Origin of the sequence: Caballeronia sordidicola (assembly GCF_001544455.2) — a bacterium.
Classification (GTDB): domain Bacteria; phylum Pseudomonadota; class Gammaproteobacteria; order Burkholderiales; family Burkholderiaceae; genus Caballeronia; species Caballeronia sordidicola.
Genome location: NZ_FCOC02000041.1, coordinates 1 through 17,334, shown reverse-complemented (window position 1 = coordinate 17,334; position 17,334 = coordinate 1). Strand labels below are relative to the sequence as shown.

The 17,334-nt window shown below is 61.9% G+C and carries 16 protein-coding genes; 5 read left to right on the top strand and 11 right to left on the bottom strand.

Annotated elements, in window-relative coordinates; translation table 11 throughout:
* On the bottom strand, positions 1-428 hold a 428-nt coding region (locus AWB64_RS30305; RefSeq protein ID WP_157766735.1), incomplete at its 3' end, for an LLM class flavin-dependent oxidoreductase.
* A gap of 227 nt (positions 429-655) precedes the next feature.
* On the opposite strand from AWB64_RS30305, the gene AWB64_RS30300 reads away from it, so the two are divergent.
* The 5 genes from AWB64_RS30300 to AWB64_RS30280 all read left to right on the top strand — a co-directional run bounded on the left by AWB64_RS30300 (position 656) and on the right by AWB64_RS30280 (position 6,869).
* Positions 656-2,398 carry an FAD-dependent oxidoreductase gene (locus AWB64_RS30300; protein WP_060859110.1) on the top strand — a complete coding sequence of 581 codons (1,743 nt, stop codon included), beginning with the start codon at positions 656-658 and terminating at the stop codon, positions 2,396-2,398.
* Between the two features lie 17 nt (positions 2,399-2,415).
* Positions 2,416-2,796 carry a 2Fe-2S iron-sulfur cluster-binding protein gene (locus tag AWB64_RS30295; protein WP_060859111.1) on the top strand — a complete coding sequence of 127 codons (381 nt, stop codon included), beginning with the start codon at positions 2,416-2,418 and terminating at the stop codon, positions 2,794-2,796.
* Positions 2,789-4,012 carry a JmjC domain-containing protein gene (locus tag AWB64_RS30290; protein ID WP_060859109.1) on the top strand — a complete coding sequence of 408 codons (1,224 nt, stop codon included), beginning with the start codon at positions 2,789-2,791 and terminating at the stop codon, positions 4,010-4,012. The genes AWB64_RS30295 and AWB64_RS30290 overlap by 8 nt, the downstream gene beginning before the upstream one ends.
* A 146-nt stretch (positions 4,013-4,158) precedes the next feature.
* Positions 4,159-5,772, top strand: a complete 1,614-nt coding sequence (locus AWB64_RS30285) for an ABC transporter substrate-binding protein (protein WP_060859108.1) — start codon at positions 4,159-4,161, stop codon at positions 5,770-5,772.
* Between the two features lie 56 nt (positions 5,773-5,828).
* Positions 5,829-6,869 (top strand): ABC transporter substrate-binding protein, encoded by a 1,041-nt coding sequence (locus AWB64_RS30280; RefSeq protein ID WP_060859107.1) that lies wholly within the window; start codon positions 5,829-5,831, stop codon positions 6,867-6,869.
* A 48-nt stretch (positions 6,870-6,917) separates the two neighbouring features.
* Here the strand turns inward: AWB64_RS30280 and tolR are convergent, their stop codons facing one another.
* From tolR to AWB64_RS30230, 10 genes are all read right to left on the bottom strand, one after another.
* Positions 6,918-7,349 carry a protein TolR gene (gene tolR / locus AWB64_RS30275; protein WP_060859106.1) on the bottom strand — a complete coding sequence of 144 codons (432 nt, stop codon included), beginning with the start codon at positions 7,347-7,349 and terminating at the stop codon, positions 6,918-6,920.
* A gap of 2 nt (positions 7,350-7,351) precedes the next feature.
* Positions 7,352-8,167 carry a protein TolQ gene (tolQ, locus tag AWB64_RS30270; RefSeq protein ID WP_060859105.1) on the bottom strand — a complete coding sequence of 272 codons (816 nt, stop codon included), beginning with the start codon at positions 8,165-8,167 and terminating at the stop codon, positions 7,352-7,354.
* A gap of 44 nt (positions 8,168-8,211) precedes the next feature.
* Positions 8,212-8,976, bottom strand: coding sequence for a TonB family protein (locus AWB64_RS30265; RefSeq protein ID WP_060859104.1), 765 nt, complete (start codon positions 8,974-8,976; stop codon positions 8,212-8,214).
* Between the two features lie 192 nt (positions 8,977-9,168).
* Positions 9,169-10,941 carry an ABC transporter ATP-binding protein gene (locus tag AWB64_RS30260; RefSeq protein ID WP_060859103.1) on the bottom strand — a complete coding sequence of 591 codons (1,773 nt, stop codon included), beginning with the start codon at positions 10,939-10,941 and terminating at the stop codon, positions 9,169-9,171.
* Positions 10,938-11,906, bottom strand: a complete 969-nt coding sequence (locus AWB64_RS30255) for an ABC transporter permease (protein ID WP_060859102.1) — start codon at positions 11,904-11,906, stop codon at positions 10,938-10,940. Before AWB64_RS30255 ends, AWB64_RS30260 begins: the two co-directional genes overlap by 4 nt.
* Positions 11,907-11,916: 10 nt before the next feature.
* On the bottom strand, positions 11,917-12,909 hold the full coding sequence (locus tag AWB64_RS30250; protein WP_060859101.1) for an ABC transporter permease: 993 nt from the start codon (positions 12,907-12,909) through the stop codon (positions 11,917-11,919).
* A 15-nt stretch (positions 12,910-12,924) separates the two neighbouring features.
* A complete protein-coding gene (locus AWB64_RS30245) occupies positions 12,925-14,526 on the bottom strand; it encodes an ABC transporter substrate-binding protein (protein ID WP_060859100.1) in 1,602 nt (533 codons plus the stop codon).
* 36 nt (positions 14,527-14,562) lie between these two features.
* Positions 14,563-15,654 carry an ABC transporter substrate-binding protein gene (locus tag AWB64_RS30240; protein ID WP_060859099.1) on the bottom strand — a complete coding sequence of 364 codons (1,092 nt, stop codon included), beginning with the start codon at positions 15,652-15,654 and terminating at the stop codon, positions 14,563-14,565.
* A 171-nt stretch (positions 15,655-15,825) separates the two neighbouring features.
* On the bottom strand, positions 15,826-16,848 hold the full coding sequence (locus AWB64_RS30235; RefSeq protein ID WP_060859098.1) for an aldo/keto reductase: 1,023 nt from the start codon (positions 16,846-16,848) through the stop codon (positions 15,826-15,828).
* 42 nt (positions 16,849-16,890) lie between these two features.
* Positions 16,891-17,334, bottom strand: a 444-nt coding sequence (locus AWB64_RS30230; RefSeq protein WP_157766734.1) for an LLM class flavin-dependent oxidoreductase, incomplete at its 5' end; no start/stop codon positions are given.

Below are 17,334 nucleotides of genomic sequence, written 5' to 3'. Positions count from 1 at the left end.
GCGCGATGCCCGGTCACGATGTTGATGCCCCAGCGGCCCTTGGAAATATGATCGAGCGTGGCGCCGTACTTGGCCAGATGCAGCGGATGGATGGGTCCATAAAGCACGTGGATGGTCGAGATCAGCAAGATGTTCTTCGTGATCGCGGCCATGGCGCCGAGGGCGATGAATGCATCGAGCGAGGCCTCGCCGTCATAGCCGCCTTTTGGGAGCCATTGCGTGCGGCTGAACGCGAGATCGAAACCGAGGGCATCGGCTTTACGCACAACCTCCGCGTTGTAGTCGAAGGTCCAGGTCGAAGTCGTCGGCAAAGTGGACAGGCGGATGTCCTGGAGGTTCAGGAAGACGCCCAGCATCAGGGGCTGCTTGAACGCATTGGCGAGCGGGCTGCCTGGAATGTCGGCAGGAGAAGTCGTTTCGTAGGTCATGGCTGAAGCGGCGGGGCCGCCAGATGGTGTGCGGAGTAGGGCCGGATAGTGTGACGCGTGCGAAGGACACAGCCAACGAAGATTAAGCGGATTGGTTATGAAAACAGTCACGCCTTGCACGTGATTTAGATATCTTGATTGCTTGCTTTGCATGCCTTTTGCAAAGTGCTTTACTGTTCGCGGCCGGCGTTTGGGCCGGTCACATTCAGCATGGCGGGAAGCACGGCATGGACCCTTGGGATGTCATCGTAATCGGTAGCGGCGCGGCGGGACTGGTCGCCGCCTGGCATGCGCGTGCAGCCGGCGCGAGCGTGCTCGTCGTCAACAAGAGCCTGGTTGGCCGCAGCGGCGCGACCATCACGTCGGGTGGTGGCGTATCGGTGTCGGGACGCACGGCGATCGGACTCGGCTTCGACGCCAACCCCGACGATACCGACGAACTGTTTTTCGCCGATACCATTCGCTCAGGCTCTTTCCTGAGCGACCAGAAGCTCGTCGCGGCAATGGTGGAAGGTGTCGGCGACGAACTGCGCCGCTTGATTGCTGATGGCGCGAAAATCAGTGCTCCCAAGCATGCGCCGGGACACAGCAGCGGCCGCGGCGTACGTATTCCCGGACCATCCATGCAGCGTGTGGTCACCACAGCCGCCTTGCACGCCGGGGTCCGCTTTCGCGAAGACTTCCAGTCCACCGAACTCCTCATGCATGATGGCGCCGTGATCGGCGTCGCGGGCCTCGACCGGCGTTCAGGCGTGGTCGAAGCGCTGCACGGACGCGCGGTCGTGATTGCAACTGGCGGCGCCACATCCAACTGGAGCTTGCGCACCGCGCCCGAGGAGCTATCGGGCGATGGCCACGCCATGGCGCTCGCCGCCGGCGCCGAATTGATCGAGATGGAAATGCTGCAGTTCCTTCCATGCTGTCTCGTCGCCCCGGATATGTGGCGCGGCCTGCAGTTCCCATGGATCCTCGGCCCGCAAAGCGGCGTGCGCGCGTGGCTGCTCAACCGCTACGGCGAGCGGTTCATGGCGCGCTGGGACCCCGAACGCATGGAACTGGCCACACGCGATGTTGTCGCCGCGGCCAGCGCCGCCGAAGTGTTCGAGGGGCGCGGCAGTCCGAATGGCGGCGTATATCTTTCGTGGGCGCATCTGCCGCGCGATATCGTCGATAACTTCACGCAGTGGTCGCGCTCGTTTTCGGCCGACTGGCGATGGGAAGGGTTCGACATGACGCCGCTGGTCGAACGCATTCGCGCGGGTCATGCGATCGAAGTCGCGCCGGCCGCGCATTTCTCGCTGGGTGGCATTCGTGTCGATGTCAGCGGCTCGACCGGCGTGCCCAACCTGTATGCGTGTGGTGAGGCCACTGGCGGCGTGCATGGCGGCAACCGCCTTTCAGGCAATGCGGGGGCGCAGGTTCTGGTGCAAGGCAAGGCCGCGGGACGTTCGGCGGCGACGCTCGCGCGCAGCCGTTCTCATGAAGCGCCAGCACGTGTGGATCAAGCACAGTGGCGTTCTGTTCAGGCGCGGATCAAGGCGCCCTTCGAACGTGTCGAAGGTATCGCGCCCTTCGACATGAAGCGGCGTCTTGCTCAAATTGTCGACGGCGCGCTTGGTGCGATCCGCGACGGCGCGGCGCTGGCAAAGGCGCTGGATGAAATACGCGCACTTCTTCGCGATGACCTTCCGCGGCTCGCCTGCCGTAATCGCGATGCAGGCTGGAACCGGGACTGGAGCGATGCGCTCGAGTGCGCGTCGGCGCTGCCCGTGATTGAAAGCGCGCTCTTGTCTGCGCTTGCGCGCACGGAGTCGCTCGGTGCGCATCGACGGCACGACAGCAACGACCCGCGCGTAACAGCCGCGCTCGGACACGGGTTGATCTCGCGCCATGCAGGCTCGGGTGCATTGGTTCATCGGACCGAACCCGTCGTGTTCCAGTTTCTCTCTCCGGTTGCCGCGGCCGCATGAAAGCAAAGCATGCATCGATGACGATAGTCATCCGCCTCCACCGGACAGCCGGCGACGATACCGCGAGCACCTACGTGCTTCCGAGTCCCGAAGAGGCCGGCATCAGCGCGAGCGACTGGTCGGGCGTAAGCGTATCGAGCGCATTGCAATACTTGCAGCGCGCCGTCGATCCGGCGCTGGCATTTTCGTTGTCGTGCCGCCGCGGCCTGTGCAACGTGTGCGCAATGCGAATTGACGGAGTGGTGACAACCGCCTGCACGACGCCGATGCGCGACGGCATCTTGATCGAACCCGCCCGAAGCGCCTTGCTCCTGCGGGACACGGTGATCGAACTTAGCCTTGTGCGGCGCTCCCGCGTCGATTCTGTTGCGGCGCTTGAGGGCGAGCGCGATGCCTGACGTGCTTGCCACGCGGCATCTCGACCGGCTTCTGTCGGCGGAGCTTGCCGACAGCTTCCGTCGTGGCGTGATGCCCGACAAGGCGGCAGCGACCCACGGTGCGCTGGAGCGCTTACCAGAGGTGCTAAGGCAGCCGCAACTTGCGAACTTCGATACGCTGTCGCGTGCTTATCGCGGTCCTGTTGCATTCGGGCGCGGCCTGCGCTCGCCTCAAGTATTTGATGCCAATGCAAGCGCGGCCAATCTACGCCAGCTAGGCCTGACCGTTTATTTACGCGACATCGCTTCATGCGCGATTGGTGGCCATGCATTCTTGCGCGAGCTGGAAGCAGAGTTGGGCGTTGCGCCGGGAAGCGCGCGCCTGACTGCATTCTCTTCGCCGCATGATGACGGTGTTTCGTGTCATTACGACGCGGAAGAAGTGATCTCGGTTCAGATGGAAGGCAGCAAGACCTTCTACGTCGCTCCGATGGAGGAAATTCCGCAGCCGTCCGGCTCGCAGTTCGGTCCCGGGATGGCGGCGTCGGAAGACATGTACGCGCAGACACGCGGGACATTTCCCGACGCGTCCCGTGCAACCTTCAATGCAATAACGATGACACCCGGCTCTGTCCTGTTCCTGCCGCGAGGCACGTGGCATAGGACGGAAGCGACGGAAGACTCTTATTCGATCAGTATCGTGCTCCGGCCGCCTTCATTGCTCGACACGCTGCAGCAGCAGTTGAACGCGCTGTTGCTGCAACAACCCGCGTGGCGCGCGCCGCTTTACGGTTCGCGCGAAGGCCACGCGGGCGCGAATGCCGCAAGTGATTCGGCTGCGCGCTTACTCGTTGCATTACCTCATGACCTGAGCCGCCTGCATGCTTCCGACCTGATGCCGCGTTCATCCGATGAACGCATTGCCGCGATCAATCAGGCATCGCGATTCAGGCGCATTCCGACTTCGATCGTGATGACCATGCCCAGAAATCGCGTTGTAATGGCGTTGACCGTGACTGCATGGGACCGCGACTGGGTAACCAGGACCACGCTCGAAACCGATGCGCCCGCCTTGCTCGCACCTGTCATCCGATGGCTCGATCAGCGCGATTCGGAGTTCACTCTGGTGGACGTCGAGCGCCAGTTCCCCGCGAGTCGCAGCGCCGACTTGCACCAGTTGCTCGGCTTGCTCGCACGCGCGCAGTATCTTCGCCTTCTTGACTTTCCTGCAGCGTGATCTCCGTTTGCGTCCGCTCGTGCAGCGCTATCTTCCATGCCTCCAGGACGTGCCCGGAAATAATATAGATAACCTGATTAATTGGTTAATCTCGATGCGCCATGTCAGTACCATCGTCGGGATATGAATTTTCCAGGAACCCGATCATGGCCGTCAGTCGCAGGAGTTTTCTCGGATACGCAGCGCTCGCCGGCATGGCAACGGATCTGGCGTTGCCTCTTAGCGCCAGGGCGGCACAGCCGTTGCCGCGTGGCGGAACGCTTGTCATAGGCTCCGGACCGGAAGCAACCAGCGGCCTCACAAGCGCGATCACATCGGCCGGCACGGCGCAGCTTGTCTCAGGCAAGATCTTCGATGGCCTGCTCACCTTCGACGAGCAATTCAATCCCAAACCACAACTCGCCACGCGCTGGGAAGCAGCGCGTGATGGACTCTCGTTGACGTTTCACTTGCGTCCCAATGTGAGATGGCATGACGGCCAGCCGTTCACGTCGAAGGACGTCGCGTATTCGGTCCTTGAAATATGGAAGAAATACCATAGCCGTGGGCGCACGACCTTTGCCAATGTCATTGCAGTCGATACGCCCGATGCGCTCACGGCGACCCTTCGGCTCATCAAGCCCGCGCCTTATCTTTTAAGCGCGCTGATGTCTTCGGTGGAAGCGCAGATCTTGCCGCAACATCTGTATGCGGGTCGCGACGTGCTCTCGAATCCGCTGAACAATGCGCCAGTTGGCAACGGGCCGTTCAAGTTCGTGAAATGGGAACAGGGCAACTATGTCTTGCTCGAACGCAATCCGGACTACTGGGACGCACCGCGTCCCTATGTGGACAAGGTGCTGTTCCGGTTCATCGCGGACAGAAGCGGCGGGGCTAGCGCGCTGGAAACCGGCGAAGTGCATCTGGCCGATAACTACGGCGTTGCGCTGACCGACATCGTGCGCCTGTCGCGCAATCCGCAGATCGTGGTGAAGGACTATCCGTCGACCTATATAACAGGTACCGCCGCCTTCGAATTCAATCTCGACCGTCCGCAGTTTCGCGATCCTCGCGTGCGCCAGGCATTCGCGCACGCGTTCGATCGCGATTTCATCGTGAAGAATATCTGGCTCGGGTACGCGGATAAAGTGGAAGCGCCCATTCCAAAGGCTTTTCCCGCATTCTTTACCGCCGACGTACCGACTTATCCGCTCGATCTCGCAAAGGCCGAAGCGTTACTCGACGCAGCCGGTCTCAAGCGAGACGCGAAGGGCGTGCGTCTGACCCTCACCAATGATCCAGCGCCGACCGGTCCGCTTGCGCCCATTGCGCAGCATCTTCGCAGCAACCTGCAAAAGATCGGCGTGCGGCTGAACATCCGCTCATCGGATTTCGGCGAGTTTGTGAATCGCGTCTACACGCGGCGCGATTTCGACACGATCATCTATTCCGCCAATGCGGGCCCGGACCCGGCTATCGGCACGCAGCGCTTTTACTGGTCGAAGAATTTCAAACCGGGCGTGGCGTTCTCGAACGCGGCTGACTACAACAGCCCGGAAGTCGACCAACTGCTCGAAAGCGGTCAGGCGGAGATCGATCCCGCGAGACGCAGGGATATCTATAACCGCTTCCAGCAAAAGGTGCAGACGGACGTGGCGCGGATTCCGCTGATCTCGCCGCATGTCGTCACGCTCGCCCGCCGCGAGGTGCTGAACTTCGGTGGCAACCAGGCGCTGTACGCCAATCTGGCAAACGTGGCGCTCGATAAGAAACCCGCATGAAACATGCGCGCTACATCGTGCGTTGATCGCAACGTTTTTCAAACAAGGACCAGACCATGAGTCAGACCTCGATTTCAGAGTTGTGGTACACGCGCTGCCCGGTGCCGACTACGTCGGGTATCGCGCAGCATTTCAGGTGGCTGCATCGTGAGTTCGAAAGCAAGGGTATCGCGCTCAAATCGATTCGTGCTGCAGACGATCAGGCCGTGCGCAATTCGCATTTCGATCACACCCATCCCGGCATGTTCCGAGAGGGCGGCAATGTACCGCCGATCTGGGCAAGGGCGAACGGCCGCGATACAGCCGTGGTCGGCATCACGTGGGTGGACGAGGAACAACTGATCCTCGTGCGCGACGACAGCGACATTCGCGATCTGGCCGGTTTAAAGGGCCGGCGGCTGGGTTTGCCGCTGCATGCGACTCCCATTGTGGACGTCGGTCGTGCGCAGGACCTGCGCGGCCTGCTTACGGCGCTCGAACTGGGCGGACTGACGCGCGACCAGGTTGAATTCGTCGATATAGCCGCGGGCGGCTTCGACTTGCGTGAGCAGGATGCAAATGCGCCGCGCCGGATGCATGTGTGCGCGGCTGCGCTCCTCGAGGGCGCAGTCGATGCGATCTACGCCAAGGGCGCGGTCAGTGCAACGCTGATCGCGGAGGGCGGCTTGCGGCCGGTCTTCGACATCAACCTCAACCCGGACCCGCTGGTGCGTGTCAACGCGGGCACGCCGCGCCCGATCACCGTCGACAGGACGCTGGCCCTGACGCATCCGGAAGTGGTGGCGCGCTATCTCGCGGTGTTGCTACGCACGGCGCAGTGGGCGCTGGAACACCCGGACGAGGTGGTCACGGCAATCGCGGCCGAGACTGGAAGCACGGCGGATGCCGTGCGGCGGGGATTTGGACCTCATCTTCACAGGCAATTCACGCCGTTGCTCTCGGACATCTATGTCGAGGGATTGCGCCAGCAGAAGGCGTTCCTGTTGCGTGAAGGTTTTCTCCAGGCGGACTTCGCCTACGACGAGTGGATCTTGCGCGAGCCGCTTGAACTGGCGCGGGAGCTTGCTGCAGATATCGAGTTTTCGCGCGCGGCCTAAGAAACTATTCGTTCCGGTGGTTGGGGACAACGAGCCCCAACCACCGACCTAGTTGTTCTGCGGAGGTTCGGAAACCAGGGCAATCTTCGAGAACCCCGCTTCGTTGATTTCACCCATGGTCTCGATCACCTTGCCGTAGGCCAGGGCCTTGTCGCCACGGATATTGATGCGCCTTGCCTTGTCGCCTTCTGTCGCGGTGGAGAGTGCGCTGATCAGCGTCGCGGTGGTGACCTCGGTCTTGTCCACGTATAATTTGCCCGCCGCGTTCAGGCTTACCGCAATCGGCGGTTTCTCTTCGGTTAATGGCTTGGCGTTGCTCGTGGGCAAGTCGACTTTTACGCCGGAGGCCATCAGCGGTGCGGCGACCATGAACACGATCAGCAATACCAGCATCACGTCGACAAGCGGCGTCACGTTGATTTCGCTGACAGGCGGCACGCCGCCTCCAATCCCTCTGTTGTTCGACAGCTTGACGGCCATGATCAGGCTCCCTGCGTTGCGATCGACCGGACATCCGCACCGCTCGCCGGCTGCAAGCTCTTGTCCTGCTGCTTGTCATGCCTTGAACGGTTGTCGCTGTCGACGGCGTCGACCGTTGCATCGCCTGCATCGACCTGACGCGACAATTGCACTTCAACAATACCGGTGAGTGTGCTCAGGGTACTTGCATAGTCATTGAGATCCCCCGATGCACGGTTGTACGCAATCACAGCCGGAATGGCCGCGACCAGTCCGAGCGCCGTTGCAAACAGCGCTTCCGCAATGCCCGGCGCGACCACGGACAGGCTCGTGTTGTTCGACGCGGCAATACCCTGGAACGAATTCATGATGCCCCATACCGTGCCGAACAATCCCACGAATGGCGAGACCGAACCAACAGTGGCGAGAATGGACAGTCCTCGCTGAAGCTTGCCGATTTCGATGTTCGTCGCAATCCCGGCCACACGATTCACGCGTTCCTTGAGGCCATCCGCGCCCCGGTGCGTGGCTTGCAGGTTCTGATCATGCGTTTGACGCCACTCGCCAAGCACGGCCGCGTAGATGCGCGAGAACGGATCCTTCGGATGCTGTTGAACCGAGGCCGATAGCTTGACGAGCGAACGGCCGCTGCCAAGCAGGTCGAGCCAGACAGCGGCACGCCGGCGCAGGCTGCGAAACCGCGATATTTTTTCGGCGATGACAGCCCAACTGCTGACCGACGCCAGCGCGAGAAACACCATGATGGCCTTCACCACCACGTCCGCGTTGATGAAGAGATGCCACGGCGACAGGTGCGCCGAGAGATTTGCTGCGTTCATGTTTTAGACTCCGAAATAAAATAATAGTTGGGCATGCCTGGCTGTCAGTCGCCGAATTTGTAGACGATCGCACCGGTAAGCTGATATGACGAACCGCCAAGGTCGGGCAGATGGGGAAAGGGCGCCGCGGCCCGGATGGCTTCCTCGGCGGCATCGTCGAGAACGCTTTCTCCCGATGACTGCAGGTCGAGCTTCAGCAGCTTGCCCTCGGGACTGAGCGTGAGCTTGTAGGCAATTCGTCCTTCCAGATGACGCATCTTCGCGGCGCGCGGATAGTGGCCCGCCGCACTGCTGTTGATGCGTGCATAAACCTGGTTCACGTAGTCGGTCGGAATGCCCTCCATGCCAATGTTGCGCGGCGCCGGGCGTGCGGGCGGCGCGGGCGGAGCCGGTGGCGCTACGGGTTCGGTGGTCGTCTTCGTGGTGTCGGCGGGCGGCGTTGGCGGCGCGGCGACTTCCGCTTTTTCGGCCGTAGTTGGTACCGTCAGGCGTCTCGCCACGGGCGTCGGGCGTTGTACCGGCGCTGGCTTCGGCGGCTGGAGCTTCACGGGCGGCGCCTTGGGTGGCGGAGGAACCGGGGGCGGCGGGACGATGGGCTTCGGTGGATCAGGCGTCGCGAGAACGAGCTGGATGGCGTGATCGACCGGTTCGGGTTCGTCGCGGTGCCCCGATGCAGCAAGCAGCGCAACCGCGGCGGCAACATGCAGCGCGATGGATACAACCGCACCGGGACGCGCCCACCAGCGTTCGCTCATTTGCGAGGACTTGACGAGCAGGTCGCTTGGATGGGAAAGGGCTATGGCGTTCATCGGGTATGACGCGCTTTTGAAGCGCGCCCGTGAGGGGTTCTGAATTCAATCGCGGACCGTGCAGTTATTCCGCGACGTTTACCTTAGCAACTTAATATAGGAATACGAAACGACAAATCTTGATGATGTTTCTTATTGCGCAGATATGCCGCGTGAGCAGCATGATCGACAATCATGCGTTCCTGCGGACGTTCACACCGCAAAGCGGTAGAACGAAAACGGCAGATCTACGTCGTCTTGCCGTGGCGCGGAGGCGTCGTTCGGGCGTCTTTCGAACGCGGGCTTTGGAACGGCGTCGATCAGGCTGCGCGTGTAGGCATGCGCGGGGCGCGACCAGATACTTTCGTGGTCTCCGGACTCGACAATCTTGCCGCTGTTCATCACCAAAACACGATCGGCAATGTAGCGCACCACTGACAGGTCATGCGAGATAAACAGATACGAGAGCCCGAGCGATTGCTTTAGCTCGACAAGCAGGTTCAGCACTTGCGCACGGATGGACACGTCGAGCGCGGACACGGGTTCATCGCAAATCACGAGCTTCGGCTGCAGTACCAGCGCGCGCGCAATGCCTATGCGCTGGCGCTGGCCGCCCGAAAATTCGTGCGCGAAGCGCTGCAGCGATCTTGAAGCAAGCCCCACGCGGTCCGTGATGTCTGCAATCCTGCGGCGGCGTTCCTGCCTGTCGCTGACGCCGTGGACAACCAGCGCGGCGTCGAGGATGTCCAGCACGCGCTGGCGCGGATTCAGCGACGCATACGGGTCCTGGAAGATCATCTGGATCTTCGGGCGGATTGCGCGCAGTGCACCGCCGCCAATGTGCGTGATGTCCTGCCCGTCGAGGTTGATCGTGCCGCTCGCCGATGGAATCAGCCTCAAGATGGTCCGCGATAGCGTGGATTTCCCGCAGCCCGACTCTCCGACCAGGCCGACTGTTTCGTCCTGGCCGACATCGAACGACACGCCGTCCACCGCGTTGCCTTTGCTGTTGTAGCGCGTGACAAGGTCGCGTACGCTCAGAAGTGGCGCGCGGTCGTCCGCCGCCGGCGGCCGGATGTAGGGGCTGCGAGTGAATACGATATTGGGCGCGCTCGCCACGCGTTCGTCGCTCAGCGAGAAGTCGCGCAGTCCTGTTCCGGTGTCGATATGGCTGCGAATTTCCGTGAGTCGCCGCGTCCTGTAGTGAAGGTTCTGGTCGAGCGTGAGCGACGCTCCCAGCAGTCCCTTGGTGTACGGGTGGCGCGGCTGCGTGAAGATGCGCTGGGTCGTGCCGTCCTCCACGGTTTCGCCGCTGTACATGACCGCGACCCGGTTCGCATACTGCCCGACCACGCCGAGATCGTGCGTAATGAGCAGCACGGACATCGAAAGATCGCGGCGCAGCGAATCCAGCAATTGCAGGATCTGCGCCTGGATGGTGACATCGAGCGCGGTCGTGGGTTCGTCGGCGATCAGCAAGCGCGGGCGGCATGCCACGGCCATGGCGATCATCACGCGTTGGCGTTGTCCTCCCGAAAGATTGTGAGGAAAGTCGTGCGCGCGTCTCGCGGGTTCCGGGAGCCTCACCAGATCAAGCAGTTCGATCGCGCGTTTCCAGGCGGCATCTGCGGAAAGCGGTTCGTGCCGGCGGAGCACTTCCACAATCTGGGCGCCTGCTGTCATTACGGGGTTCAGGCAAGTCATGGGCTCCTGGAAAATCATGGAGATCGCATTGCCGCGGATGGATCGCAGCGTCGGTTTAGACAGCCCGACCAAGTCGCGTCCCTCGAATTCGATGCTGCCCTCAAGCGTTGCGCTGGACGGCAGCAACTGCATGATCGCGAGCGCGGTAGTGGACTTGCCGCATCCCGATTCGCCGACGAGCGCCAGCATCTCGTTCTCGCGCACGGCGAAGCTCAGGTTGTTCACTGCGTGCTGCGCGCCGAAACGCACGGCGAGCCGGTCGACTTGAAGTATCGATTTCATGATGAACGCTCGGAGAGGCGCGGGTTGAGCGCGTCGTTGAGGCCGTCGCCGAGCATGTTCAGCGCAAGCACCGTCAGCACGAGCGCGCCTCCCGGCAGGGCGGTCAGATACCACGCAGTGCGTAGCATCTCGCGCCCGTCGCCAATCATGCTGCCCCAGCTCACCACGTTCGGGTCGCCCATGCCCAGGAACGACAGCGCGGACTCCATGAGGATGGCGGTGGCGACCATCACGGAAGTCGTCACAATGATCGGCGGCAGTGCGTTCGGCAGCATTTCGCGCCAGATGATGCGTGCGTGGCCGAAGCCCAGGCTGCGGGCGGCCATCACGAAGTCGCTCTGCGCGAGCGAACGGAATTCCGCCCGCACGAGACGCGTGATGGTGGGCCAGGACGTGACGCCGATCGCGAGCGAGATGACCGTCATGGACGGATGCCCGATCGAGACGATTACGATCACGAACAGGAACGAAGGCGTGGTCTGGAAGAGTTCGGTCACGCGCATGAGGATGTCGTCGACCCAGCCGCCGAAATATCCGGCAAGCGCACCGATCAATGTGCCGATCACCACGCCGATCAGCGCGGCCGTGACGCCGATTGCGAGCGACGCCCGGCTGCCATGCGCCAGTTCCGCGAGTACGTTGCGGCCAAGCGAGTCCGTGCCGAGCCAGTATTGCGGGTCTTGTCCGGGTACGAGCAAGGGTTGCGCGACGATGTCGAGCGGATCGCCCGGAAAGAGGGCGCCCGCGAAAATTGCGAGCAGAATCAGCGCGAGCAACAGTACTGCGCCGCTTATTGCAGCGGGGTTGCGCACGAGCGCCTTGAGCACGGGCCAGCCGAGCGCTTCCGATTGTCCCGGCGACGGCTTGCGCCGTTTTCGGCCAAAACGCGGCGGCCGTCCTGCGATGAACGGCCGGCGCGCGCCGCTAGTTTCGGCCTGTTCGAGAGATGAATGATTGGATGACATGAGGTTCTTATCAATGAAGCGCGATGCGCGGGTCAAGCCACGCGTGAAGCAGATCCACCAGCACATTGGCGGCGATCACGAGCATGGACGAGAGCAGCAGGACGCCAAGCAGCACGTTGTAGTCGCGGCCCTGCACGGCTTCGAGCGCGAGACGCCCGAGCCCCGGCCAACTGAAGACGGTTTCGATCACGGCGGCGCCGCCCAGGAGGTTGCCGAGATGCATGCCGGCGACCGTGGTGATCGGCAGGAGCGCGTTGCGCAGCACGTGACGCACGGTTACGAAAAACGGATGCAGCCCCTTGGCGTGCGCCGTGCGGACGTAGTCCTGCCGCTGGACTTCGAGCATTGCGACACGCGTAAGCCGTGCATAGATAGCGACAAAAAAACTGGCCAGCGCGAGCGCGGGCAGCACGGCATGACTGACGCGGTCCACGAGCCAGCTCCAGCCCGTCAGGTTGACGCCTAGCGTCATGTCGCCGCCGCTTGGCAACCATCCGAGCTTCACCGAGAACAACACGATCGCCATCAGCGCGAGCCAGAACCCGGGCATTGAATAAAGCACCAGCGCGAGAAACGACAGGACCCGGTCCGGCCATTTGCCGACCCAGTTCGCCATTGCCACGCCAATGATCATGCCGGCCACGATCGCGAACACCAGCGCGCTCACCATGAGAATGAGCGTGTTGGGCAGGCGTCCCAGGATCAGCGTCATTACTGGCGTGTTGAAGCGCGGTGAAAATCCCAGGCTGAAATGCGCAAGGTGATTCAGGTACGCAAGAAGCTGTTGCCACAAGGTCAGGTCGAGGCCGAAATGGTGGCGCATCATCGCCATGGTCTCGGCGGTGGCCGAGCCGGATTCGCCCGCGAGCACGTCGGCGGCGTCGCCAGGCACCAGTTGCAGCAACGCGAAATTGAGCACCACGACCGCAATGATCGTCGGTATTGCCTGCGCGCTGGTGCGGCGCAGGCGCAGCGCCACGCGTTTCAGATGAGAGGAAATCATGCCGTAGGTTCCGGTTCAGGGACTCAGGTACACGTTGGCGAAATTCGAGTCGAGCCCGTCGGGCGATAGCGTGTGGTCGCGTACCCGCTTGTTGTAGACGGTCACCTGCTTTTGTTCGACGAGATTGATGTCGGGTAAATCGTGCTCGACGATCTGCTGGAACTGCTTGAACAGTTGCACGCGCTTAGCCTCGTCGGGTTCGACCGCCGCTTGTTCGAGCAGGCGGTCAACTTCGGGATTGCTGTAGCCGGATGCATTCGTGAACGGCACGCCCTTGCGGATGCTTTGCGACCAGTAGAGACGCTGCACGCCCACGGTCGGATCGAAGAGATTGCTCATGCCGTTGACGGCAATGTCGAAGTCGCGGTCCGAATAGACTCGCCTGAGATAGGACGGCAAGTCCTGGTTGCGGATCGTCACCGCAATTCCGATCTTGGCGAGCGACGAGCGCAGGTAGGCGGCTGTGCGCTGCGGGATATCGCTGATCGGCAACGGATCGACGATGATCGTAAAACGAACCCCGTCGCCATTGCGCGGAAATCCTGCTGCATCGAGTAGCGCGTTGGCCTGGGTGATGTCGAAGGGATAGGGCGTGGGCGCCGGATCGTGATAAGGGCTCTCGGGAATGATCGGACTGCTGATCACATTTGCGTAGCCGTAGTAGATCGTCTTCGCGATCACATTGCGATCGATCGCGCGGGCAATCGCCTGACGCACTGCGGGCACTTTCAAATATCGATTACCGAGATTGAACTCGACACGAACAACGCCCGCCTCGAATTCGTAACCGCGCGTTTCAATGCCGATCTTCGGGTTCTGCTTTAACCGCGCGATGTCGGAAAGCGGCACCGGCGTGTTGCCGCCCAGATCGGCGGAGCCTGTTTCGAATGCGATTGACCGGGCAGGCGCATCCGGAATCAGCTTGACTATGATCTTGTCGAGATAAGGCTTCGGCTTGTCCCAATAGTCCGGATTGCGATCGTATTCAATGTAACTGCCACGCACCCATTTCACGAACTTGAATGGTCCCGTACCAATCGGCGCGTTGTTGTTCTGATTTGCAAATGGGTCGGTGCCCTCATAGACGTGTTTGGGCACGATAGGCGATTCACTCGCCGAAAACGCCTTGATGAGAAACGGTGACGGCTTCGACAGCACCAGCACTGCCGTGAATGCATCGGGCGTTTTGATCTGCGTCACGTTGGCAAAAGTGCTCTTGCCGCGCGGGTGTACACGCTTGAGCAACTCTATGGAGTAAGCGACATCGGCCGACGTGAAGTCCTGCCCGTCGTGCCACTTCACGCCATGCCGCAAGTGGAACGTGTATTGCAGGCCGTCGGGGCTGACGGACCAGGAGGTCGCGAGTTGCGGCTGCGGATGCAGGGCGAAGTCGTAGGCAAGCAGTCCTTCCGTGACTTTGGTGCTGACCTTGAGGGTCGGCACGGCAGTATTGGTCAAGTCCACGAGCGTGGGCGGCTCGGGATCGACCACGAAGTTGAGCGTCCCGCCGCGCACTGGCGCTGAGACGTCGGCCGCGTTTGCTGACAGGGGCGAACCTGCAAGCAACAGGGCGGCGCAGGCAACAATGAACCGCCGTGGCGGCAAGGCAAATCTCATCGGGGAAATCCTGGTGCGTGAACGTGAACCGATTGCTTAGGCGGGGACTTTCAGGCGACGTTCGGCCAGCAGCGCGCGGGCCGAGGCGAGCGGTACGGGATCGATCCAGCTTGCGATGTCGAAGTCTTGTGCAATGAAGCCTTGCTTGAAGAGAAACCGCTTGAAATCGTCGAGCGCCGCGATTGCGTCGCGATCCAGGCCGATCTGCAGTTGTGATCCGAGTTGCGCGCCATAGGCGTGACGCGCCCAGTGCTCTGCCGAGCGGGTTTCACGCGCTACATACGCAATCGATGCCTGCGGATGCGCGCTCGCCCATTCGCCGGCTTCTATTGCGCGCGACAGGACGCGGGCGACCAGATCGGGACGCTCGCGCAGCAAGGCTGCATCGACCGTCAATGGCCGCGGCGTGCCGTTGTTGGCATGCAGGCGCTTGTCCGGCTGGTCGCTGAGATCGACAATCGCGCGTGCGCCGATGAGATTCGCCGCTTCCAGTCCGCTCGCACCCTTCACGAACACCACATCGACTTCGTCGCGCGCCAGCGCCAAGACCTCGAAGCTGAATTCCTGGCCGCGTTCGGTTGCAAGCAGTCTCGCCGCGCCCGCGTCACCGACAGCGGGTTCGTCGGCGAGGCCGCGCGGCGCGGTGGGAAGATCCACGAGTTGGATATCGTCGAGCGTCAGGCCCACCGCGCCGAGCAGCGACACAAAGCCCCGCAGCGCGGTCGCGCGATGAAAGTCGACCACCTGCGCGCGGGTGTTGCGCGGCAAGCCGAAACGCCGCCCGCGCAAGTTGGCGGGGCCCTCGATTCCCGTTGATGGAAGCGCAATCAGACCCTGGAATTCATCCACCCATGAGAGCCCGATCACGCGAGTGTCCGCACCTTGTGCGCTCGCCCATAACGCGGGAATGTTGCCGCCCTGGCGAAACGAATGCGCTTGCGAGTGCGTAAAGTGCGATTGCCGGATGGCGGGGTCGTTCGAATCCTGCAACGCTTTAACGTCGATACCGTCGCTCGCGAATTCGTCCTGCAACCATCCTTGTTGAATGGCGATGCCGAACGGAGTAGGCGCGGGGCAGCGCGTATACCAAAGACGTTTGACAGGAAGCTTGTCGGTCGAATGGGTCATGGCGCATCCAGGGAATGTGGGGGCGAAGCGAAGAGGACATCGCTTCGCTCGCGGGCCTTGGCGAAGCAACTTGGCTTTTGATCTTAGTGAGTCGCGATGACTGCGCATACGAAGCATTCGTCGTAAATATATGAGGCTCGTGCTGATATCCGAAGTCATCGCAACGATGAATCATCTGCTAGCGGATGTCCTCGGCTGACGGCCGAAAAACGGATGGCCCGGATCATTGAATCCCGGCGTGGAGGCATGGCCCGGCGTCACCAGAGAATCCACGAAGGCTTCGTCCTCCGCCGTGAAACGGTAGGCGAGCGCGGGCAGATAATCGTCCCATTGCGCTTCCGTACGCGGCCCCGTGATCGCCGCCGTGATCAGCTTGTTGTTCAGCACCCATGCAAGCGCGAACTGTCCGGGCGTGATGCCGCGCTCCTCGGCGTGACGCTTGACCTGCTGCGCCAGCGTCAGCGACTCGGGTCGCCATTCCGTCTGTTGCAGGCGTTTGTCCTGACGGCCCGCGCGCGTGCCGGCTGCAGGAGTTTCATCGGGTTGGTACTTCGCGGTCAGCACGCCGCGGGCAAGCGGGCTGTAGGGCACCACACCAAGTCCAAAATAATCGGCCGCTTCGAGCTGCTCTATTTCAACTTGCCGGTTCGCGAGGTTGTAGAGCGGCTGCGAGGCAATCGGCCGGTCGACGCCGAGCGCATCCGCGGTACGGCTGAATTCGGCGATCTTCCATGCACGATGATTCGACAGCCCGTAGTGACGGATCTTGCCCGCGCGAATCAGGTCGTCGAGCGCGCGGACGGTTTCCACGATCGGCGTATCGTGGTCCTCGCGATGCAGGTACAACACGTCGATATATCCTCCGCCAAGCCGTTTCAGGCTGCGATCCACTGCTTCGATAATATATTTGCGCGACGCGCCCCGATCGTTCGGACCGTCCCCGCGCGGGCTCGCGATCTTGGTCGCGAGCACCCAGCTATACCGGCGTTCCGCGATCAGCCGGCCGACCACCTGCTCGGACGCGCCGCCCGCGTAGCCGTCGGCGGTATCGATGAAATTGACGCCTTGTTCGAAGGCCTTGTCAGCGATGCGGCGCGCGGTGGGTTCGTCCGTCTGCCCGCCGAACATCATGGTGCCGAGGCACAGCGGGGACACCTTGATGCCGCTGCGGCCGAGATTGCGATACGTTGCCATTGGATAGTCTCCGTGGTGTTGGCGAAAAGAAAATGCGTTGAATCAAAGGCGCAGCCCAGCTTGCTTGAGCAAGGGCAGAATGCGTTCGCCGAAGTATTCGAGGTCGGGAAGGAAGTCATAAAAGCCAAGCTGCACGCCGTCGATCCCGGCCTTCTTCAGCGCGGCGAGTTGTTCCACCACCTGCTCGGGCGTACCCACGATCTCGATGTTGCCGCCGAGGCCGAGTCCTTGCTTGTGCGATGCGTCCAGGCGTCCGCGCCACGCGTGCGCGTCGCTGTCGAAACCGCCGAATGCGCCCTTGATAGCGTTGCGGGAGATTGCATCGGCATACGCGTTGGCTTCGCGTTCGGTGTCGCGGCTCACGATGACCGGGTTGATCACGGTGCGCACCGCGCGGCCCGCGCGCGCAGCTTGCGCCTTGATATTGGCAATATGAGCAGGCAACGTTTCGAGTGCGCTGTCGATATGCGCGCCCCCCGGGCTCGT

Excerpts from the sequence above, each read along its gene's own strand:
- AWB64_RS30300 (WP_060859110.1), top strand. The coding sequence starts at position 656 with ATGGACCCTTGGGATGTCATCGTAATCGGTAGCGGCGCGGCGGGACTG.
- AWB64_RS30295 (WP_060859111.1), top strand. The coding sequence starts at position 2,416 with ATGACGATAGTCATCCGCCTCCACCGGACAGCCGGCGACGATACCGCG.
- AWB64_RS30290 (WP_060859109.1), top strand. The coding sequence starts at position 2,789 with ATGCCTGACGTGCTTGCCACGCGGCATCTCGACCGGCTTCTGTCGGCG.
- AWB64_RS30285 (WP_060859108.1), top strand. The coding sequence starts at position 4,159 with ATGGCCGTCAGTCGCAGGAGTTTTCTCGGATACGCAGCGCTCGCCGGC.
- AWB64_RS30280 (WP_060859107.1), top strand. The coding sequence starts at position 5,829 with ATGAGTCAGACCTCGATTTCAGAGTTGTGGTACACGCGCTGCCCGGTG.
- tolR (WP_060859106.1), bottom strand. The coding sequence starts at position 7,349 with ATGGCCGTCAAGCTGTCGAACAACAGAGGGATTGGAGGCGGCGTGCCG.
- tolQ (WP_060859105.1), bottom strand. The coding sequence starts at position 8,167 with ATGAACGCAGCAAATCTCTCGGCGCACCTGTCGCCGTGGCATCTCTTC.
- AWB64_RS30265 (WP_060859104.1), bottom strand. The coding sequence starts at position 8,976 with ATGAACGCCATAGCCCTTTCCCATCCAAGCGACCTGCTCGTCAAGTCC.
- AWB64_RS30260 (WP_060859103.1), bottom strand. The coding sequence starts at position 10,941 with ATGAAATCGATACTTCAAGTCGACCGGCTCGCCGTGCGTTTCGGCGCG.
- AWB64_RS30255 (WP_060859102.1), bottom strand. The coding sequence starts at position 11,906 with ATGTCATCCAATCATTCATCTCTCGAACAGGCCGAAACTAGCGGCGCG.
- AWB64_RS30250 (WP_060859101.1), bottom strand. The coding sequence starts at position 12,909 with ATGATTTCCTCTCATCTGAAACGCGTGGCGCTGCGCCTGCGCCGCACC.
- AWB64_RS30245 (WP_060859100.1), bottom strand. The coding sequence starts at position 14,526 with ATGAGATTTGCCTTGCCGCCACGGCGGTTCATTGTTGCCTGCGCCGCC.
- AWB64_RS30240 (WP_060859099.1), bottom strand. The coding sequence starts at position 15,654 with ATGACCCATTCGACCGACAAGCTTCCTGTCAAACGTCTTTGGTATACG.
- AWB64_RS30235 (WP_060859098.1), bottom strand. The coding sequence starts at position 16,848 with ATGGCAACGTATCGCAATCTCGGCCGCAGCGGCATCAAGGTGTCCCCG.